Here is a 20861-nt window from a genome sequence, read left to right on the forward strand (position 1 = left end):
ATTAATTTGAAAGCTTTTAAAATTCTACCCGCAGGCCCACGTTAAATACTTTTTGAATCGGGTAACCCAATCCTGAGGTTCCCATTTCGGGATCCCAAAGCTTGAAGCTGCTGAAGGTTAACAGGTTTAAGCCGTTTAGATAGATACGTGCGCTATTCAAATGGATAAACTTGAGTTGACTCTTATTGAAATTGTATCCAAGTTCTGCCGACTTCAGGCGCAGGAACGAACCATTTCTTAACCACCATGTTGATGTTGGAGAATTTGGGGTTGCGCTGTTGTTGGCTTGTATGGTATTACTTAAGCGTGGCCAAAACGCGTAAGGGTTGCGATTATCTTCAGACCAGTGATCATCGGCAATTGATTTTAACAAGCCGCTTTGGTTACCGGTGTTAAGACCGTTATCCTGCCTGCCGCTCACTAAATAAAAAGGAGAAATATCTGCTGAATTGATGACGAAAGAAGATCTTGCCGAGCCCTGGAAAAACGCGCTGATATCGAAGTTTTTATACCCAACAGAAAAACCGAAACCGTAGATGATTTCCGGCACTTGCGGATACCCTATCGGCACTATATCTGAACTGGTTATTTTTCCATCGCCATTCATGTCGCGGTATTTAATATCGCCGGCTTTGTAGTCGCCAAAGCTTTGGACGGGCGAGTTGGCTACCTCTACATTATCAATAAATAACCGCTCGGCTATAAGTCCATATATCTGGCTTAAGGAATTACCTACTTTGCTCAGGTATTGAAGGTTATTTGGGTAAACAGGTTCTTCATTTTTTAACAGCTTGCTCTTAGCATAAGTAAGCGTACCGCGCGATTGGATCCAGAAAGAGTTATTAAAGTTTTTCTTGTAATCCATAGCAATGTCCACCCCTTTACTGGATGATTTACCTGCGTTTGAAGATATATCAGCCTGTAAACCCATAGAGGTTGGGATGGTGCTGCGTACCATTAAAATATTATCACGTTTTTGTTGGTAGGCATCAACTGTTAATGTGAAGTTTTTGGCCACAGTTAAATCCATACCGATGTTAGTTTGCCTTGATTGCTCCCAGGTGATATTTTGATTTTCATAACGATTGGTAACCACGCCCGGCCTGCTATACAGGTAGTTGGTACCAAACTGGCCATAGGCGCCATTATTTAAGTTAACATCAGACAGGTAGAAAAAACGATCTTCCGGCTTTCCTATCTGATCGTTACCCACTAAACCATAGGTAACCCTGAATTTAAGGTTATCGATAGTTGAAAGCAATGGCTCAAAAAACTTCTCGTTAGATACTACCCAACCTGCACCCACAGACGGGAAAAAACCAAAACGGTGATTACTTGCAAAACGCTCAGACCCATTGTAACCAAAGTTAAACTCAAATAGGTAGCGGTTATCATAACCATAGGTAAACCTGCCCGACACCCCTTGATTACGTGACGGCAATGATAATTGTAATGTTTTGGCATTACCTGTAAGATAGTTACGCATAGTCCCGATCAGTAACCCGCTAACAGCGTGTTTTTGGGCAAAGGTGCGGTTATAGGTTACCGCCGTTTCAATGTAAGCTATGGAATTAGAAACATTTAACGCCGGATCTTGATTATAAGTCAAATATTCGGTTGGCGTATTGCCAACGCTGCTGCCTGCCAATCCGTTATTAAGTAGCGTTAACCCATTAAAAGTTCCGTTAACTACATCCGATTGGTAATAATAAGGGCTATACTGACGCGAAACAGTGAAGTATGAATAACGCGTAGTATACGCCATTGCCCTTGCCGATAAACCCTGCGTTATAAAATCAAGCTTTTGACTTAAGCTTAATTGCGCTGTCAGTGTGCTGGTATTTGAGCTTTGGAAACCAGACAGGGATTGCGCATATGGATTCATATACAAACCGCCACCGGGTATAATGGCATTACCGAAAAGCGGGTGGTTTACATATGGCAGCAAATTACCCGGATAAATTGCCGGAAAAGCTACAGGATTACTCCAAAGGGCATTTAAAAAAGTGTAACCGCCGCCGCCGATAGGGCCATGATAACTATCAAACTGACCTTTTAAGCTCACCACCGCCTCTGTGGTTTTAGTAAGGTTTAAAGTTGTATTTGATAAAAGAGAATATGATTGCAGCTTAATGTTGTTGCTGAAATTGTTAAGGCTGTTCTCGGCCAGGTTGCCATTATCAATATTATAGGTCATGGCCAGATAGTACTTAGCTTTTTCTGACCCGCCGCTGGCGTTCATATTAAACCGTTGGTTATTGGTTTTGGTTTTGATCAACTGCTTGATCCAATTATTACTGGGATATAACAGCGGGTCATCACCTTTTGCAGTATGATCTATTTTATTTTGAGAATAAGGCAAGATGCCCAGCGGATTACGGGTAAGTACTGCTTCATTAGCCAATGTCATGTAACTAATATTATCGGCCAGATCAATATTCTTGACGTTTGATGATGTTGAATTTTCACCCCGGATATTGAATTTTACAGCCCCTGTTTCACCACGCTTAGTGGTTACCAATATTACACCGTTTGCCCCCTTGCGCCATATAGTGATGAGGCTGTAGCGTCCTTCAGTACCGAAAAGCCCGATATGTCATCCGGCTGAAGCCTTGCCAGATCGGTTGTGCCCATTTCAATGCCATCGATCAATATCAGCGGATCAACCTTACCAGCTCCAAACGTACCCACGCCCCTGATAAAGAACTGGCATTATCAGCACCCGGTTCACCACTTCTTTGATAAGAGATCATCCCCGGTACAACGCCTGCCAACATGGTGGTAAGGTTACTTGACGGACCTTTGAGCTGTTTAGGTTTATAGAGGTAATCGAACTAACAAGGCTCGCCTTTTTTTGCGTACCGTAGGCAACTACGGTAACCTCTTCAAGGCCATTTTTATCAGCGCCCATTTGCACATTTATTTTATAAACGCCGCCTGCCGATGGGAATAATTTGCAAGATCAAATTCCTGCGATTTTGATCCCACAAATGAAAATACAATGATTGAACTTCCGCCTTCCTTTAAATTGAGAGTGTACTTTCCATCCATGTCTGACTGTGTGCCGTTCATGGTTCCCTTAACCTTAACACTTACACCTGGTAAAGTAAGGCCCTTGTCATCAGAAACAACTCCCTGCACTTTTTTAGGAACGACGGCTCCTGCAGGTTCTTTTTTGGCAGGGTTTACAACGGGCGCGGGTTCACTCTTTTCAATAACAATGAGTTGGTCGCGCACTACATAACTCAGGTTTTTTCCTTTCAAAAGAACGCCGAACACTTCTTTCAGTTCAGCGTTTTTAAAATCTACGGTAACCAATTCTTTGTCATTCAAAAGAGTGTTACTGTAAAAAACGGTTAGGCCCGTTTGCTTTTTGATTGATTTAAATACTTCGGCCAAACTGATGTTAGCCTTTTTAAGTGTTATTGGTCCGGTACCCTGCGCTTGTACAGCGCTATACCGGGTTACCAATAAAAGAAAAATAAAGGGCAGTATAAGCCGCCGGCTGAATAGAATTCTCTCCATATTTATTGGGTTTACGATTTGGTTTTCTCTAAGACCTGTTCCTGCTAAAACGGGTGAACGGAAACAAGAAAAATTGTATTTTTTTTATTACAATGAAAAACAAACATTGTTAATCAACGCTATTTCAATGCATTACTAATGCTACCCATTTGACAAACAAGGGCAAATGACTCCCATGGCGCTTAAGGGCCAGGCATTAAATAACCAGGAAACAAGTTGTAGTTTAACCGCGGCGTTTTCTTACCTGATGTGTAAAACCCCTTCTTTTAAAAGGGCCGAAACTCCTGCAGATGCTTTAATATTTTGAATGAAAACTTCAATTGGCTTGTTTTTTTGAATAGCGCCACTAAATGCTTCATCAGCTTTCGCAGGATCGTCAAAAACTACTTTTACATCAAACCAGCGGAGCAGTACATCGCTTATATCGTGAAGTTTAATGTTATGGAAATAATAAATATCATTCATCCAGGCCAGTTCAACAGCAGGATCAAATAGTTGGGAGCGGAACCCGGAACCCGGCGTATAAACAGACTGGTAGCCAGGTTGTAAAAGCATTTTTTGCTTATCCTGGCCGCTTGTTGATACCGAGCCTTCAACCAACGAGGTTACTGTTTCATCGGCATGATAAGTATTTACATTAAACTCCGTACCTAAAACTTTTACATCAGTTTGGCCTGTATGAACTATAAAGGGGTGAGCAGCATTTTTTGCAACTTTAAAAAAAGCTTCGCCTGTTAAATACACTTCTCTGGTTTTGCCTAAAAATGAAAACGGGAAGCGCAGACTCGATACCGAATTTAACCAAACCTGTGTACCGTCTGAAAGTACTATCCGGTAGTTTAATTTTGAAGGAATAACGAGTGTGCTCCACTCCTCATTTTTACTATTATCTACCTGATAACTTAAACCGTTAACACCTTTCTTTAAATGAGCAAACGACATATTAATCACCTTTTTGCTGGTATCAGACAGGTTGATATGCTGCCCGTTTGCCAGCCGTAACTCAATGGACGGCGTTTTAAGATTTTTTTTTGCAGCAACAAGATTATTAACAGGTATTTGCCGCCAATAATATCCGGCAGTAAAAGCGACACATAATAATGCCGCTATAGAAAGCCATTTTATTGCGCCTGCCCAGCCAGGCCTGATCAATCGTACCGGCTTTATTTCGGGCTGGATTGTATTCCAGGCTTTATTTTCATCAATATTATTAAAGAAGGTTTGAGCTTTATCTGAAGTAAGTACCTGTTGCATTTCATCCCACAGTTGTTTAATCCGGGGATCGTTTTGTATAGCCTGTTCAAGCAAATGACTGTCTTCCTCACTTATTACGCCTGCAATTTGCTCAATTATCAGTTCCTGAAAATACGCTTTATTGTATGTCATTATATATAAGACCTCATTATGGATAAAAGGGTGAACTTATTTGGCACTTTTTAACCCTTCTTTTAAAGTTTTTATTGCCAGTTTCAAATGAGTTTTCAAAGAATTTATACTAATACCCATTTCAAGGGCCGCATCTTTATACTTTTTATGCTCATAATGCACCAGGGTAAAAGCCTGCATCCGCTGTATCGACAAATCAGCCAGCACTTTTTCAGGATAAATTTCTGGTACAGGTGTTTCTTCCTCCTCTATTTCGGTAAGTGTATATTTATAATCTACCAATTTTTTTTGCGTTCGTGTTTCGCTTTCAACTTTTTTGAGGCATCTGTTACGGATTGCTGTAGTTAAATAAGCTTTTAATGACGAATTAATATTGGTATATAATTGTCTTTCCCAAAGATCGACAAAAAAACCCTGAACGGTGTCTTCAGCTTCCATTTCATCCCGTAAAATATAAAAGGCCGATACGTTAAGTAGCTTATAGTATTTTTAAATACTGCTTCAAAGGCCTCCTTGTTCCCCAATTTTAATTGCTCAATAATATAAGCATCGTTCAAAATCTCCATGAATTGGTCTTAACTGGTTTATAACTAAATAGGTTGGGCTACTATAGAAAGCTAAATGTAAAAACTTTTATTGTCAAAACAACAATTATTAAAAAAATATTAAAAATTGTCACTTTACTCAAAAACAGGATCTGTAACAAGCCTTTTTACTAAACCGGCCATTTAATTATAGCGGAGACATTCTTGATACATCGTAAGAAACGGATATACCTTGGTTTTAAAAAATATTCAAAAGCAATCGATTTCATTCAGTAATTAATGTAATAAAAACAATTAAAAAATGAAAATAAGGCATTCCCTTTTTATTCTTTTTAACTTAGAATATCCAGTTCAGCATCAAAAATTCATCCGGCTCTTTTTTTACAAAATGAGCACAAACACTCGTTCTATTTCGCATTTCATTTAATCCGGCTTTGTTTTTAATTTTGTTTTGATGATAAACAGCTTGCAAATTAAACTTCACAAAGGGCAGCTCGATGAGTTAAAGGATGAACCTGCCAGCTTATTGAATTTTTTGAATACAATATTTGAGCCTCTTTCAGCAAACTACGAACAGCTTAAGTATGCCCTTGAACGTGAATTCAGACCTGAGGCTCGCCGGAAGTGGTCAGCTTAAATTTTGACCGGATCAAATTTGATCAGAACACAGGCCAGGGAAGTTTCCGAATAGTATTAGATATAGATTATGCGTTCGGCTGCGAAGACCTGGTTACCCATAAAAAAAATCAAACATCAGAATGGACTTTCATCGTTGATTATAAGCTTTTAATTATAAATCTTTATAGTTCTCCATTTACAGACAGTCGCACAACGTTTGATGAATTTTAATTGCGCTATCACCAATATTGACAGGTATTAAATCTTTAACTACGTAATTGTATTTTTTTAACCGGCCCGTTGTTTTTCATCTCAAGCTATTTTTTCTGCCACATAACTTTTGGTTAAAATAAAAGCTTCCATTTCCATAACACCCACAACATTTAACCCAGGCGAAAATCACCTGATAAAGTATAAGTTACATGTTTAACCCTGCCTTAAAGAAACCTGACAATCAAAGGTAGCAATCGCTGAATGATTCTATTATTTTTATCATTATCATTGTTCTTCAAAACCATTGGGAACGTCGGAATCGATTTTAAATTAATAAAGTCCGGCATACTGATGAAAATAAATATATGAACGTTTTATCAAGGAAAATCCTGCTTGCTTTTTTAGCATTTACAATAATTTTAGTCATCGCCGCCCTTTTCGTGAGGGACAAGATCACCGAAAGATTGGCGCATACGGCCCAGGTGTCGCACCTTATGGATCTTAACAACTCCAGGCCGCAGCAGGCGTTATTATTACTCCATGAGGCCGAAGATCTGTTTCAGTCATCGCTTGTAGATGCCAGTACTGCTAAAGCTCAGGCCTATCAGGATAAACTTTCAATGGCTTTTGCCGAAATTGACACGCTGCTTAATATGCAGCATGATACAACCAGGCTTAACACAGCACAACGTGCGCAGCTCCGCACATGGCACACTCAAAAGGTAAAGTTATCCGCCGAACTCTTCTCCGCCCGGCGCGACTTTGACTCCCTGTTAACCACTTATTCAGACCTCAATACGGCAACAACTCAAAATAGGTTGGCAGTTAAAAGCAGCCGAACGGTGCAAAACAGCAGCGACACTTTAACTCAACCAGGAACCGTAAAAAGGAAAGGTTTTTTTGCAAGGATCAAAGAGGCTATAAAAAATAAAAATGCCTATGCAACCGGCACCGGTAATGTTGTCATTAATCATCAAACACGCGTTTACATAGATTCGGTTACTCAAAAGCTCCGAACTAAAGATAAATACGCCTATCTCAACAAACTCAAACAGCTAGAACAGAGCAACTTAAAATTACAGGAAACACAACGGCAGCTCATTATGCTTAATATGCGTATTACTCATAAAATGGAGCAACTAATTGCGGCTATTAAAGATATCAACTACAGCATGACCGACGCCTTTAAGGGTTTGGCTTTTAATAGCTATCTTGAAACTACAAGCTTACTGAATAAACTTTACCTGATTACGCTATTGCTGCTTTTGGCTTTTGCCATATTGCTGATCGTGTTTGTTATTAAACTGGGGAAATCTGAAGAACTTTTACTTAAGGAGAACGAGCGCGCAGTAATGATAGCCCGGCAAAAAATGGACTTGCTGCTGCATATGAGCCATGAAATCCGCAATCCACTTACATCAATAAATGGTTTTCTATACATTTTCAGCAGAACGACACTCACACCCAAACAGGCGGAAATGTTGGGTACTGTGAGAGCATCATCCGACCTGTTGTTACAAACACTCAACGATACACTTGATGCTGCCAAAATGGAAAGCAGTGAACTAAAAATCCATCAAGACCCCTTTTGCCCTGATAAAACATTGAAAGAGGTTATCGAAAGTATGGCATTCAGCGCCGATAAAAAACAACTGGGGTTAAACTATCATTTTGAAGGCGACCCTGACGCTGAAGTTTTGGGCGACAGCTTCAGGCTTAAACAGATCATGGTGAACCTCATTAGTAATGCCATTAAATATACAGATACCGGCAGCATAAAGATCATTGCAACCCTTAAATTTGCGGATAGTAAAGGCGAATTAACAATTGATATTACTGATACAGGGGCAGGTATCAGCCAGGAGCAGCAGGTTAACCTGTTCTCCAAGTATTATCAAACCAATTCGGCCAAAGGCAATACTGGTACCGGGCTTGGTTTGTACATCTGCAAGCAGTTGCTCGAGTTGCAAAAAGGAAAAATCAGTGTGAAAAGTGATGCAGGTAAAGGAAGCACTTTTAGCTTTGAGATCCCTTACGAAAAGTATGGAATAGACTAACTGCCGACGTTTTACTTAAAATTTGATGCAAATACCCAGAATCTTAAAAAGCTGTTCATTCTCCAGCTAATTATAAGTTACACCAGTACGTCCATTTTAACGTTAACTGTCTGTTTTTTACTGTATACGGTGATGGCGTGGTATTATCGCCATAAACAATAAACAGGTCGGAAGCAGGTTTATAGCGCCATTGCAGGCGGGTATTAATGTTGATATTATCCACCTGCTCATTATATTGTATATAGGTGGTAAAATACAAGCTATTGGTGAAGGTAACATCAATTTTTGGCCCTACCAGCCAGAACGTATTATGGCCAAATGGCTGCGGCAACCTTAAATCATTGAAGGAGGTATTGATAGCAATATTTACATAAGGTTGAAAACGATAGCCTATTAAACTTGTAACGCTATTACGAACGCCTTTATCATAATACCCACCGTGCGATGCTTCCAGCAAATAGGTAAACACATTTTGCGGCTTCGATACAAACTGCACGTCAATAGTGTTCCAGTTATGCTCAGAGCCGGCAGGTAATAAACCTTTACCTATATTGGTTGGATCATAAGGCTTCAGAAGGCGCACATAATCATTTATACCAGACACCGACAGTGTTGCCCGGTTACGGAATGTGATCAAATATGACAGGATACTTTCATTATCAGTACGGTGAAACGACTCATCGAAAAAGTAATTGGAGGTAAGCTGGATGCCATGGCTCAGAATATTGCCCTGCTTAGGAAAAAAGTTACGGAGTAACAGCGGACTCAACTTAACATAACCAACACGGGGAACATACCCCACTTCGGCATTGTAGTTTTTACCTACGTACTCCTCCTGCATATAAAGCGTCCAGTATTTGCTCAGGTATTGAAAATGATCGGATAACACGTAATCACGCCCGCTTACACCTGGCGTAAATGATTTAAGGGCCAGTACTTTGCCTGTCCAGATATTGCTGCGTGAGGCAAGGTTAAACTCGGCGCCTATGTTACGGTTATAAGCAGTTGATCCGGTATTGGTGCCGGGAATATTGGCAGTAGCGTCCTTATTTACAAACAGGAAAGCGATGTTTGAGCGATCAAGGATCCGTCTTTGCAGGGTAATAATGCCGTAGTTTTCAGGAGCCTGACGGGCGCTGCCCGAGCCGCCTGTTTGAATATCCATAGCGCCTATACGCCAATCCTTATCTAATTTACCAGTCAATCTTGCTCCAAAATCAATCGGTACGTTGAGGCCTATCCGCCTAGAAAAAAAAGGGCGAATATCTGAGTAACCAAAGTTGGCAAACAGGTCGCCATTTTCTAAAAAGAATTGCCGTTTTTCGGGGAAGAAAAGTTCGTATCTGTTGAGGTTGATGACCTGTTGATCAACATCAACCTGCGAAAAATCGGGATTGACTGTTAAATCGAGGTTAAGGGATGGTGTAACGGAGATCTTGGCGTCCCCTCCTATTTCATGTTTATATTCGGTTTTGGTATTATGCTGATAATCTTTAGATAAACCCGTAAGCGCGTATGGGATTATAGACACGTTACTGCTGGCTGTTGGGGCGCTTCGTCCCAAACAAGCGTGCCGGTATAAGCCAATGAAGCAGTAGGAAATTGCCGTGGGATGGGTGTCCAGCTTGATTTTTCGGCGGTCTTGAGATCATTACGGCTAAAGTTGATCCCCCATTCCTTTATACCTTTTTTATAACGGATACTTTTAAATGGATGGATGCTTCCCAAACCCATTTATCAGGATAATTTTTTACTGCCGAATACCAGCGGTTGTCCCAGCTCAGGTCAACCTTGCCGCCTTCATACATGCTGCCGTCCCACTGCCCTCCCGCCGCGTTGGCGCCAAAACTAAAGCCATCGGTGCGGGCATCAAATGGATCCATGAAGATCAGGAAGTTGTCATTTTTTACAAAACTGAAATCACGTTTTAACGATTCAACCATGTAAGGCCCCGGTACCGAATTATAATTGATAGCTATGATGTACAGGTTTTTATCATCGTAGGTCATCCGCACCTCGGTTTTAACAGTAGCCTTGCTGGTATCCATCGGCAGCACCATGAAAAAATCTCCCGCCGAATCAGCTTGTATCCAGGCCTGCTCATTCATCACTCCGTCTATATTAATAGCCGAAGCAGCCCTGCGGATATGGTACTTATACCCCGCGTTCTTTTTTTGAGCCGATGCATAAAAGGAGGTTATACAGCATAAGATGATGAGCAAGAATGTTTTTGCCGAAAGGCGGCAATAGCGTTTTAAGGGCATTAAGGTAAGGATATATAAACTTATTGGTTGACGAATTTTAAAACTACATTTTTTTAGTAAAAGTAAATGCCTTGTATCATATAATTTACCGCTTGGTTTCTCCCTGTAATTAGCTATACACCTACTAATCAGTAAAATATACTCAAATCGGGTAAATTAAATTTATTCTTATAATGAAACAGCGCGCTTAACCGATCTGTTAAGCGCGCTGTTTCATTATAAGCCGTCATCGTTAGTTTTGGAATGCTGCGGACTTTGAAAGGCAATGACAAAGCCAGAGAAGAAAGACTTACCAAGTTTGAAAAGTTCTTAAGTCTGGATTCTACAACATGTCATGGGTAACTTTTTATTTTTAAAATGTTAATTAATACTCTCCAGCATCTTAATGTACAACTCAATGCCCTCCCTGATCTCATCTACATAAACAAACTCATCGGCAGTATGTGAACGTGCGGAATCGCCGGGACCAACTTTTATGGAAGGGATATCCAGCAATGATTGATCGGATGTTGTTGGTGAGCCATAGGTGGTACGGCCAAGAGCTATGCCAGCCTGAACTATGGGATGTTCCTTAGGGATAGATGATGGTTTTAACCTGATAGAGCGCGGTTTTACATCGCTGGCAACATGCTCACGAATAATCTCCAGCACTTCCTCATTACGGTAAGCATCAGTTACACGCACATCAACGGTATACACGCAGCTGGCAGGCACAACGTTGTGTTGTGAGCCAGCATTAATAATGGTAACCGACATTTTTATCGGCCCAAAAACTTCTGATTCTTTCGGAAACTTAAAAGTACGGAACCATTCAATATCTGTTAATGCTTTGTAGATAGCGTTCTCCCCTTCTTCGCGGGCGGCATGTCCGGCACGACCATGAGCAGTGCAATCTAACACCATTAAACCCCGTTCGGCAATTGCCAACTGCATCAGGGTTGGCTCGCCTACTATACCAAAAGATAGTTGGCCTAAATCGGGAATAATTAGTTCCAGACCATTTACGCCTGAAATTTCTTCTTCAGCGGTAGTCGCCAGGCAGAAATTATATTTCAGGTTCTCCTTATCATAAAAATAAAGAAATACCGCTATAAGTGAAACAAGACAGCCCCCGGCATCATTACTGCCAAGGCCATATAATTTACCATCTTCAATTTTGGCATCGTAAGGGTCGCGTGTATAGCCCGAATTGGGCTTAACGGTATCGTGATGTGAGTTAAGGAGGATAGTTTCTTTAGCCGGGTCGAAATGTTTATTCCAGGCCCAGATATTGTTAAGCTTACGATGAGTGGTTACCCCATGCGACTGCAGGAATTCGTTGATCAGATCGGCTGTGCGATCTTCTTCTTTACTAAACGACGGGATGGATATTAGTTGTTGCAGTAATGTTACCGCCAGTTGAAATAAATTGCTTGTGTCAGTCATAAATTTAAGGGTTATCCCTTGTGATGAACGGGCAAAATTAATACTTTTTATTGATCAGAATTTTCAGAATTCAAGAATTCGCAGAATTGACATCAGAAATATCAGCCCCATTGATCTATAATTAACCATTAAATAACAATTAATTAACGCGCACATTCAGTTAATTCTAAAATTCTGTAAATTATGGTTCAGACTACTCTTCTTCCATTTTTGAATATTTGCGGGTATCATTCATGGTGATATATAAAACCAATGATAGCGCAATACAAACAGTTACATACCAATAAAACCATTGCGCATGATGTTCATTTTTAAACCACAGGGCAATATATTCGGCAGTGCCGCCAAACAGGGATACGGCTATTGCATAAGGGAAACCTACGCCCAGGGCGCGCACATTGGCCGGAAAAAGTTCGGCCTTAACAACAGCATTGATCGAGGTATAGCCGCTTACAATGACCAGCGCACAAAGGATCAGCGCGAATGCAACCGATACATCTTTAGTATGGCTTAGCAATGTCATGATAGGAATTGTACAAAGCGTACCCAATATGCCGAAACCAATTAGTAATGGTTTCCGGCCAATTTTATCCGATAGTAAGCCAAATAAAGGTTGTATCACCATAAATACAGCTAATGTTAAGGTAGAGATGAGCGTAGCGGCGCTCTTACTGAAGCCGGACGTATTAACCAAGAACTTTTGCATATAGGTGGTAAAGGTGTAAAACGCCAGTGTACCGCCAATGGTTAATCCAATTACCGTAAAAACAGCTTTAGGGTGCTTTGCTAAAGCTTTTATAGTGCCATTCAAGTCATCAGCTTTTTTACTTTCTTTATCAAACGATGCCGATTCCTGTAAGCTTCGCCTTAAATACATAGTGGTGACAGCCAGTATTGCCCCGATTCCAAATGGAATGCGCCAACCCCAGTCATGCAATTGTTTTTCAGATAAAAACGCTCTTTGCAGCAACACTAAAACGCCCAACGCCAGTAATTGCCCCATAATAAGCGTTACATATTGAAAGCTTGAGTAAAAACCACGATGCTTTTTTGTAGCCATTTCGCTCAGGTAGGTGGCGCTGGTTCCATACTCCCCTCCTACGCTCAGGCCCTGGATAATGCGGGCCAACACCAGCAGTATAGGCGCGGCAACACCGATGGTTTTGTAGCCGGGCGTTATGGCAATAATCAATGAACCAACGCTCATAAGCAATACAGAAAATGTAAGCGCTGTTTTACGGCCGCGTTTATCCGCAAAGGTCCCCATTACCCAACCGCCTATAGGGCGCATTAAAAAGCCGATGGCAAAAATACCGGCTGTGTTTAAAAGCTGTACGGTTTGATTATCTGAAGGAAAAAAAGCATCTGAAAAATAAAGGGAAAAGGCAGTGTAAGCATACCAATCATACCATTCAACCAAATTTCCCAGCGATCCGCCTATGATGGACTTGATGCGTCCGCCCGTGGTTTGGGGTATTGGTGATTTTATTTCATTCATAGGTTTGGCAGATATTATTGGTTTCCGTAATATTAGGAATTTTAAAATAGAGGCGCAATACCAATATAATAACAGGCATATTTGCTTTAATAAAAACTTATTCAACCTAATCTAATACGCTCAACCATTCACCCAAACCACAACCATGCTTTTCACCGAAGATTTTTTGCATTACATCTGGAAATTCAGGCTTTTTGAGCGCGAAAACCTTCAAACTGTAGATGGTGAGAAACTGGAAATCTTTTCGGCAGGGCTGCACAATTCAGATTCAGGTCCCGATTTTCATAATGCGAGGATCCGTATTGGCGAAACTGTTTGGGCAGGTAATGTCGAAGTACATCTTTCCGCGTCCGACTGGCAAAAGCATGGCCATACTAATGATGGCGCTTATGATAATGTGATATTACACGTGGTTTATCGTAACGATATGCAGTTGTTTTTACCAAACGGGCGCAAAGTTCCAACACTTGAACTGCAAAGCCGTATTAGTGAAGAGCTTTATAACAAATATCATAAGCTGGTTTTCGGTAACCAGAGTTTTATACCCTGCGAAAACGGCATCGCTACAGTGGATGCCCTCACCATGCAAAACTGGCTTACCCGCGTACTGGTTGAGCGGATGGAAAAACGATCGGCAAATGTGGCGGCGGCTCTGGCACTTAATAAAGGCGATTGGGAGGAAACTTTTTACCAGTTTTTAGCGGCAAACTTTGGTTTTAAAGTAAACGCCCTGCCGTTTGAGCTGATGGCTAAATCGCTGCCTCAGCTTATCCTCGCCAAAAACAAAAACAGCCCGATGCAAATTGAAGCTTTGATATTTGGGCAGGCAGGCTTTTTAGAGGGTGAATTTAAAGATGATTATCCCCTCAAACTTCAAAAGGAGTATGAATATCTGCGTAAAAAATACAACCTTAAACCTATAGAAAGCCACCTGTGGAAGTTTATGCGGCTAAGGCCCCAAAACTTTCCAACCATCAGGCTGGCGCAATTTGCCGCACTTATCGTACAGTCAAACCACCTGTTATCTAAAATATTAGAAATTAAAGAGGTAAAAGCACTGCGTAATTTATTTACAGAGATCAAAGTAAACGATTACTGGGAGGATCATTACCGGTTTGATGTACAATCCAAGCCATCATCAAAAAATATGGGCGATGGTTCTGTTGATATTTTGCTACTCAATACAGTGACCTTGTTCCTGTTTAGTTACGGCAAGCAGCACCAGCAGCAATATTATATTAGCCGTAGTCTTAAATTGTTAGAAAATTTACCGGCCGAAAAAAACAATATTATTACTGATTTTGTTAACTTAGGAGTGAAAATTGAAACTGCGTTTGAATCACAGGCATTGCTTGAGTTAAAAAATAATTACTGCAATTATAAGAAATGCCTGCAATGCGGCGTTGGTAATAAGATACTAAAACTGGCCTGACACCATGCTACAGCGGATACTTACTTTTTTTGAACGGTACTCTTTTGGTGTATGCACCTACCTTGGCGAACGCTTTAATATCTCGATCTCCAAAATCAGGCTTTTCTTTATCTACTCCTCATTCCTGGCGGTAGGCTTCCCGCTTATATTTTATTTTTTTGCAGGTATTGTGTTGGATATCCGCAACTTCATTAAACGCAAGCATACCGGGGTTACTGATCTTTAATCGCTGATCATTTCTGATTACGTTGATTTCGCTGATTTTTATTGGGAGATTTCACCGATTATTCCCTGATTTCACCGATTTTGATTAGTGAAAGCACATCTTCTCATTAAACCAATTTGCCAGTTTTTACAGCATCTTGTAAGTTGCGCACCTTAAATTTGGGAGTATAACAATATTGGGCCAGTTGTTTAACCCATGTAGTATTGTAGCCAAACATCAGTTTAATAACTTTTACCCGGGTTGAGCCTTTGGGATAGCCATATTTATACCAACTGAATTTAGATGGATCTATATTGAACTGTTCGGCAAAATCAGCAAGAAAAAGGTCTATCTCAATGTCAAAAATATCCAGATCAAGATCGATACTGGTATCGAGGTTCAGGCTACGCGGATCAACCTTATGGATCTTATACCTGTTGCAATAATCAACTATAAATTCTTTTAAGGGTGGCAGTATCTCTTCCATTTAAACGAATGTTAATTTGACCATTTAAGTTATGAGACGTAGATTTTTAAATAAGGTTGCATACAAATTTACTTTATTTTTAAATCGTTTAAATTGAACCTGATAGTTAATAAATGTTAAATATTTATTGCTGTACAATGGAGCTTTATGCTACTAAAATCAACCTGATGTATTATTATTGTACCAGGTAAACCAGATACTTCAAATGAACCTAAAAGTAATTGCCTTTGATGCCGACGACACCCTTTGGGTAAATGAACCTTACTTTCAAGCCACCGAAGAAAGGTTTTGCAGTCTGCTCGAAAATTTTTCGCCACAGCACACCATTTCCAAAGAGCTTTTTAAAGTCGAGGTTGATAACCTCCCGCTTTATGGTTATGGGATAAAAGGCTATATCCTCAGCATGATAGAGGCAGCGTTGAGCATTTCTGAAAAAAATATCAGTGTTGATGTAGTGGAAACCATATTACAGTATGGTAAGGATATGCTTAATCAACCGATAGAGTTACTGAACGAGGTAGAACATGTTTTATCCTCATTAAAAGATCATTACAGGCTGGTGGTAGCCACCAAAGGCGATCTGCTTGACCAGGAGCGGAAGCTCAAAAAATCAGGGCTGGCACATTACTTTCACCATATCGAAATTATGAGTGATAAAAAGGAGGATGATTATATCAAGCTGATCAAACACCTTGACATCAATCCCGATGAGTTTATGATGATCGGCAATTCCTTAAAATCAGATGTGATGCCCGTGATCAACATTGGCGGGCATGCTGTTCACGTACCCTATCATACAACTTGGGCACATGAACATGTAGAAACCGTTTTAACACACGAAAACTTCAAACATGTGCATAAGATCAGTGAAGTATTGGAGTTTGTGTTGGAGTCCGGAAGTCCGAAAGTGGGCAAGTCCGGAAGTTAGCGTCATACACATAATCATTAAAATGTTTTACGTCTTTCGGACTTGCCGACTTCATGACATTCCGACTCTAAATATCTTTCTCCATTACAATCAGTTCAATATGCTGTTTGGCGTCACCAAAACGGCCATGTGCATGAAAAGGCTGAATTTCGCCGGTTGGTTTGTAACCGCGGCGCTCATACCAGCTTATCAGTTCGGAGCGGGTGCTGATTACTGTCATAGTTAAAGTATTGCAGTTATGCTTACGCGCGTAAACTTCAGCTTCTTCTATCAGTGCGCGGCCCACACCTTTATTCTGCAATAATGGCGATACACTAAACATGCCAACATACAACTTTGGAGTTCTGACTTCAAGATAAACAGTACCTGTAATATTGCCATCCTCATCAGTATGCTTTAAAATGATGATATTTTCATCATTCATATACCCCGTCAGAGTTTGTTCATCAATGCGGGCACCACCAATTAAGTCGGCCTCAGTTGTCCAGCCCCGTTTGGAGCTTTCACCACGGTAGGCGCTGTTTACTAAAATATTAAGTTCGGGTACGTCGGTAAGGGTAGCTTGGGCTATTACAGGCATATGATTAATTTAAGGATGCCAAAGGTAATGGTTGTATGTTCTAAATAAAAGGCCTCAAATTACCATTTTGAAGTTTGTACCTTAATTGATTCTGCTTAATTCATAAATCAGCAACCTTTCGGCGCTTCACAAAGCCTATCCCGATAATCATTAAAGGCAATAACAATAATACATCGGCCACATGGGCTAACAATAAGATCCTTAGAATCCGGCTTACCGGGAACGCTACAGCTGCAAGGCCTACCAGCAAACCGAGCCAAACAGGTACTGCTTTTTTACGGACAAGGTTTATAGCTAACACCAATAGACTTAGCGGGAACAACGGGCCTGCCCAAAAAAGCAACAAACCCGAACTGATGGGGTATTGCTGTAAAACACCGAGATAATTATGATGAGAAATTTTAAATATAGTTGATAAATATCCCAACATGCCAAACCCTATCCCGCCCATACAGCATCCATAAATCGCTATCAACAAACCTATTGCTGAATAAAACGGCATGTTGTGCTTTAACAAGCCAAATAACCCATACAAAGCCGGGATCCAAAATACTGTTGACAGGCAGATCAGCGTTGCAGCCGTTACCCCGTATTGTCCATCTACCCAAAAAAATGTTGATATGCAAAACAGCAATGGTGCTGTAATAAGGCACAAGCCAGGCAATATTTGTTGCTGGAAATCAATTTCGGCTTTCATAATTTAAAAGATTTACCAGCTATGACCGTAACATGCTATTGTAGGTTACACTTATATCAAATGACATTAAAAAAGCCATAAGTTTTAAAACCAAGCTGTATATTTAGTAGTTAATAACACATCTGTTTATATCAAACCCCGCCATGGCTTTTATAGATTATTACAAAGTATTAGAGCTCGACAAAAATGCATCCGAAAAGGATATTAAAAATGCTTACCGTAAACTGGCCCGCAAATATCACCCCGATCTTAACCCTAATGACGAAGATGCCCACAAAAAATTCCAGCAGCTAAACGAAGCAAATGAAGTATTAAGTGACCCGGAAAAGCGAAAGAAGTACGACAAATATGGCGAGAACTGGCAGCATGGCGAAGCATACGAACAACAAGCGCGCCAACAAGCCGGTGCACAAGGAGGTTTTGGTGGTTATGGCGGCTTTACCGGAGCCGAAGGATTTGGTAGCGCCGAAGGGTTTGGAAGTGACGATTTTTCAGATTTTTTTCAATCGATGTTTGGCGGTGCGGGAGGCGCGCGTAGCGGCAGGCAGGCAAAATACCGCGGGCAGGACTATAACGCCTCGTTAAGTTTAAACCTTCGAGACGTTCTTGAAACACATAAGCAAACGTTGACTGTCAATGGCAAAAACATCCGGATAACCATACCCGCAGGTATTGAAAACGGACAGACTATCAAAATAGCCGGGCATGGCGCCCCGGGTGTAAACGGCGGCCCCGCCGGAGATCTGTATATTCAGTTTAATGTTGCACCTGATGCAAATTTTAAGCGTGATGGTAATAATTTGTACACCACGTTGAAACTTGACCTGTACACTGCAGTTTTAGGTGGAGAAATAACTGCCGATACATTAAACGGCAAAGTTAAAGTGAAAGTAAAACCTGAAACTCAAAACGGCACTAAAGTAAAACTCAAAGGCAAAGGTATGCCCGTTTATAAAAAAGAGAATGAATTTGGCGATCTATACCTGACCTATGATATCCAAACCCCTACCAACCTTACTGAAAAGCAGAAACAATTATTTGAAGAACTGGCAAAATCCTCAGCCTAAATTAAAAACATTATGAAAACAGCAGAATTAATAGCAGCAAACGATTTTTGTGTATATCATAATGTTGAATACACGTTCATCACATCTTTACATGAAGCGGGCCTGGTTGAGGTAACCATCATTAATGAAATCGTCTTCATCCCGCAAACTGAACTTCAAAAGCTGGAAAAACTGGTGAGCCTGTACGAATTGGATATTAACGTAGCCGGCATTGAAGCTATCTCCCACCTGCTTGACCGGGTTGAAAAATTACAGGAAGATATGCGGTATTTAAAAAACAGGTTGAGCTTATATGAATAAGAAAGCTTTCTTTTCAGGAATGCTTAAACCAAATATTTATTCATCATCCGCTCGCTTACAATATTGGCTTCATCAATAACAGATTCTGGATATCCCATGGATTTGAGTATGGCGATTCCGTTAGTGTTTTTAAGCAGGCCCTGCTTCAGGATATAGTCAAATACCAGCATGCGCCCATCTTTTGATTCTGAAAAGGAATATACAACAAAATCTTCGTCGAGCAGTTCGGCCAGTTCAAGGTCATGGGTTGATACAAAAACAAAATTTTGGTTAGCGGTAATGTACGAAAGCACAGACTTAGCCGCCGCTATACGTTCGATGGTATTGGTACCCCTGAAAATCTCATCGATGATCACAAGGCTTTTTATATCCTCTTTCTGAGAACTGTTATCAATGATATCTAAAATAGCTAAGGCCTGTGCCTGAAAATAACTCTTGTGTTCATCAATGTTATCGCTGGTTTTGATGCTGGTTTGTATTTTGAGAAAAGGAGCCTTGTAGGCCTTTGCACAACTTGTAAATATAGTTTGCGATAGCAGCGTATTTAATGCCAGCGCTTTAATAAATGTAGTTTTGCCAGACATGTTTGACCCTGTGATCAATGCCCCCCTGTCTGCATCAGTTGTATAAAGGGAGTTGGTTACACAGTTAGCTACTAATGGGTGAAAAAGTTCTGTAATCTCTATTTTGCCATCAACACCCGTAAACGCGGGTTTTGAATAAAAAGGCATACCGTCACGTATTGATTGTATGGCTATCAGCGTATCGGCCCGGCCAATAAATTTATACACTTCTTTAATGTCCTCACGGTATTTACTTACTTGTTTTAATGATGATGTATAAGTATTGGGCTCAATCACAAAAAGCAGTTTAAACAAATGGAAGGCTGCATAAGCAATATCACTTTTACCATTCACGAAGCCACTTTCTATATTTACAAACTTAAGCGCTCGTTTTAAACCTCTTAGGCTGGTAAGGGAACGCTTTACCTCGTGTACCTGACCAAATTTCCCGCTTTTAACTAACGCCACTGCAACTTTATACATAACCAGCAATTGCGGTAACGATTTGGTATACCCTGAAATAGCCTTGCGGTTGCCGAAGTAAATAACAATGTTGTACGCAAACAACAATAGCAAAAAGATAAAGCTGAAAATGTTAGGAATAACAATCAGCGATAATAACGCAGCCAGGATCAGAAAAGGTGAAACCTTTATATAAAAATTAATTACCGATGCAAATACCGGTTCATGTGCCATAAGAAAAAGATTGGCTATAAAATAAGCATCGGGGTGGTTAAGTTTTGACAATTCCACTTCAAGCAATTCGCGGCCGGGTTTATCCATGTAAAGATCATCAATATCATTGTCGAGGTCATGCAAAACATCAATGTCGGTTGTCGGGTGATGTAATAAGTTAAACAAATATTGTTTACCAGGCTTACTGTTTGTTCTGTCGATATAATTGAAAACACTTATCAGGTCAAGGTCGTCGGCTGTTTGAGCCGAAAGCTTGTTTTTACTATCTTCCGAATCCAGGTAAATCTTTATTAAGTCAAAGTTTCGGCGGGCGTTAACCGGTTTGCCCCACTTTTCCTGAATTTTCATCAGCTGCTTTTTTGCCCAGCGTAATTT

At 40.6% G+C, this 20861-nt stretch carries 20 protein-coding genes; 6 read left to right on the forward strand and 14 right to left on the reverse strand.

Features of this window, described 5'->3' with window-relative positions:
- Positions 1–16: 16 nt before the first annotated feature.
- From DIU38_RS11220 to DIU38_RS11235, 5 genes are all read right to left on the reverse strand, one after another.
- Entirely contained in the window at positions 17–2521 is a 2505-nt protein-coding gene (locus DIU38_RS11220; protein ID WP_244311285.1) for a SusC/RagA family TonB-linked outer membrane protein, read from the reverse strand.
- Positions 2522–2523: 2 nt separating this feature from the next.
- Complete coding sequence (locus tag DIU38_RS33965) at positions 2524–2691, reverse strand: TonB-dependent receptor plug domain-containing protein (protein WP_244311286.1); 168 nt, start codon at positions 2689–2691, stop codon at positions 2524–2526.
- 228 nt (positions 2692–2919) lie between these two features.
- Positions 2920–3525: an STN domain-containing protein gene (locus DIU38_RS33970; protein ID WP_244311287.1), complete on the reverse strand. Its 606-nt coding sequence runs from the start codon at positions 3523–3525 to the stop codon at positions 2920–2922.
- Positions 3526–3765: 240 nt separating this feature from the next.
- Positions 3766–4911, reverse strand: a complete 1146-nt coding sequence (locus DIU38_RS11230) for a FecR family protein (protein ID WP_112651247.1) — start codon at positions 4909–4911, stop codon at positions 3766–3768.
- Between the two features lie 36 nt (positions 4912–4947).
- Positions 4948–5349 carry a sigma factor-like helix-turn-helix DNA-binding protein gene (locus DIU38_RS11235; protein WP_149354078.1) on the reverse strand — a complete coding sequence of 134 codons (402 nt, stop codon included), beginning with the start codon at positions 5347–5349 and terminating at the stop codon, positions 4948–4950.
- Positions 5350–6652: 1303 nt separating this feature from the next.
- On the opposite strand from DIU38_RS11235, the gene DIU38_RS11240 reads away from it, so the two are divergent.
- A complete protein-coding gene (locus tag DIU38_RS11240) occupies positions 6653–8344 on the forward strand; it encodes a sensor histidine kinase (RefSeq protein WP_112651238.1) in 1692 nt (563 codons plus the stop codon).
- 70 nt (positions 8345–8414) lie between these two features.
- Here the strand turns inward: DIU38_RS11240 and DIU38_RS11245 are convergent, their stop codons facing one another.
- From DIU38_RS11245 to DIU38_RS11255, 5 genes are all read right to left on the reverse strand, one after another.
- A complete protein-coding gene (locus tag DIU38_RS11245) occupies positions 8415–9875 on the reverse strand; it encodes a DUF5916 domain-containing protein (RefSeq protein ID WP_244311305.1) in 1461 nt (486 codons plus the stop codon).
- Positions 9866–10078: a hypothetical protein gene (locus DIU38_RS33495; protein ID WP_208809250.1), complete on the reverse strand. Its 213-nt coding sequence runs from the start codon at positions 10076–10078 to the stop codon at positions 9866–9868. Before DIU38_RS33495 ends, DIU38_RS11245 begins: the two co-directional genes overlap by 10 nt.
- Positions 10024–10608, reverse strand: coding sequence for a carbohydrate binding family 9 domain-containing protein (locus DIU38_RS33500; RefSeq protein WP_208809230.1), 585 nt, complete (start codon positions 10606–10608; stop codon positions 10024–10026). The genes DIU38_RS33495 and DIU38_RS33500 overlap by 55 nt, the downstream gene beginning before the upstream one ends.
- Before the next feature lie 360 nt (positions 10609–10968).
- The gene (locus DIU38_RS11250) at positions 10969–12033 is read right to left on the reverse strand and encodes a M20 family metallo-hydrolase (protein WP_112656903.1); all 1065 of its coding nucleotides are present in this window, start codon (positions 12031–12033) and stop codon (positions 10969–10971) included.
- Positions 12034–12226: 193 nt separating this feature from the next.
- Complete coding sequence (locus DIU38_RS11255; protein WP_112656905.1) at positions 12227–13531, reverse strand: MFS transporter; 1305 nt, start codon at positions 13529–13531, stop codon at positions 12227–12229.
- A 145-nt stretch (positions 13532–13676) separates the two neighbouring features.
- Here DIU38_RS11255 and DIU38_RS11260 point away from each other — a divergent pair, with 145 nt between their 5' ends.
- On the forward strand, positions 13677–14963 hold the full coding sequence (locus DIU38_RS11260) for a DUF2851 family protein (protein WP_112656907.1): 1287 nt from the start codon (positions 13677–13679) through the stop codon (positions 14961–14963).
- A gap of 4 nt (positions 14964–14967) precedes the next feature.
- Entirely contained in the window at positions 14968–15189 is a 222-nt protein-coding gene (locus DIU38_RS11265) for a PspC domain-containing protein (RefSeq protein WP_022830549.1), read from the forward strand.
- 106 nt (positions 15190–15295) lie between these two features.
- On the opposite strand, the gene DIU38_RS11270 is transcribed toward DIU38_RS11265, so the two are convergent.
- A complete protein-coding gene (locus tag DIU38_RS11270) occupies positions 15296–15655 on the reverse strand; it encodes a DUF1493 family protein (protein ID WP_112656909.1) in 360 nt (119 codons plus the stop codon).
- 205 nt (positions 15656–15860) lie between these two features.
- On the opposite strand from DIU38_RS11270, the gene DIU38_RS11275 reads away from it, so the two are divergent.
- A complete protein-coding gene (locus tag DIU38_RS11275; RefSeq protein WP_112656911.1) occupies positions 15861–16583 on the forward strand; it encodes an HAD family hydrolase in 723 nt (240 codons plus the stop codon).
- 67 nt (positions 16584–16650) lie between these two features.
- Here DIU38_RS11275 and DIU38_RS11280 read toward each other — a convergent pair whose 3' ends face one another.
- Together DIU38_RS11280 and DIU38_RS11285 are read right to left on the reverse strand one after the other, a co-directional pair.
- Entirely contained in the window at positions 16651–17163 is a 513-nt protein-coding gene (locus DIU38_RS11280) for a GNAT family N-acetyltransferase (protein WP_112656913.1), read from the reverse strand.
- A gap of 100 nt (positions 17164–17263) precedes the next feature.
- Entirely contained in the window at positions 17264–17860 is a 597-nt protein-coding gene (locus DIU38_RS11285) for a hypothetical protein (protein WP_112656915.1), read from the reverse strand.
- Positions 17861–18003: 143 nt separating this feature from the next.
- Between DIU38_RS11285 and DIU38_RS11290 the strand changes: the two genes are divergently transcribed.
- Both DIU38_RS11290 and DIU38_RS11295 read left to right on the forward strand, forming a co-directional pair.
- Positions 18004–18927: a DnaJ C-terminal domain-containing protein gene (locus tag DIU38_RS11290; RefSeq protein ID WP_112656917.1), complete on the forward strand. Its 924-nt coding sequence runs from the start codon at positions 18004–18006 to the stop codon at positions 18925–18927.
- A 12-nt stretch (positions 18928–18939) separates the two neighbouring features.
- Positions 18940–19227 (forward strand): chaperone modulator CbpM, encoded by a 288-nt coding sequence (locus DIU38_RS11295; protein WP_090526009.1) that lies wholly within the window; start codon positions 18940–18942, stop codon positions 19225–19227.
- Between the two features lie 23 nt (positions 19228–19250).
- On the opposite strand, the gene DIU38_RS11300 is transcribed toward DIU38_RS11295, so the two are convergent.
- Positions 19251–20834: a MutS-related protein gene (locus tag DIU38_RS11300; RefSeq protein WP_167516146.1), complete on the reverse strand. Its 1584-nt coding sequence runs from the start codon at positions 20832–20834 to the stop codon at positions 19251–19253.
- Positions 20835–20861 lie beyond the last annotated feature (27 nt).

Source organism: Mucilaginibacter metallidurans, from assembly GCF_003286435.2.
GTDB classification, from domain to species: Bacteria; Bacteroidota; Bacteroidia; order Sphingobacteriales; family Sphingobacteriaceae; genus Mucilaginibacter; species Mucilaginibacter gossypii.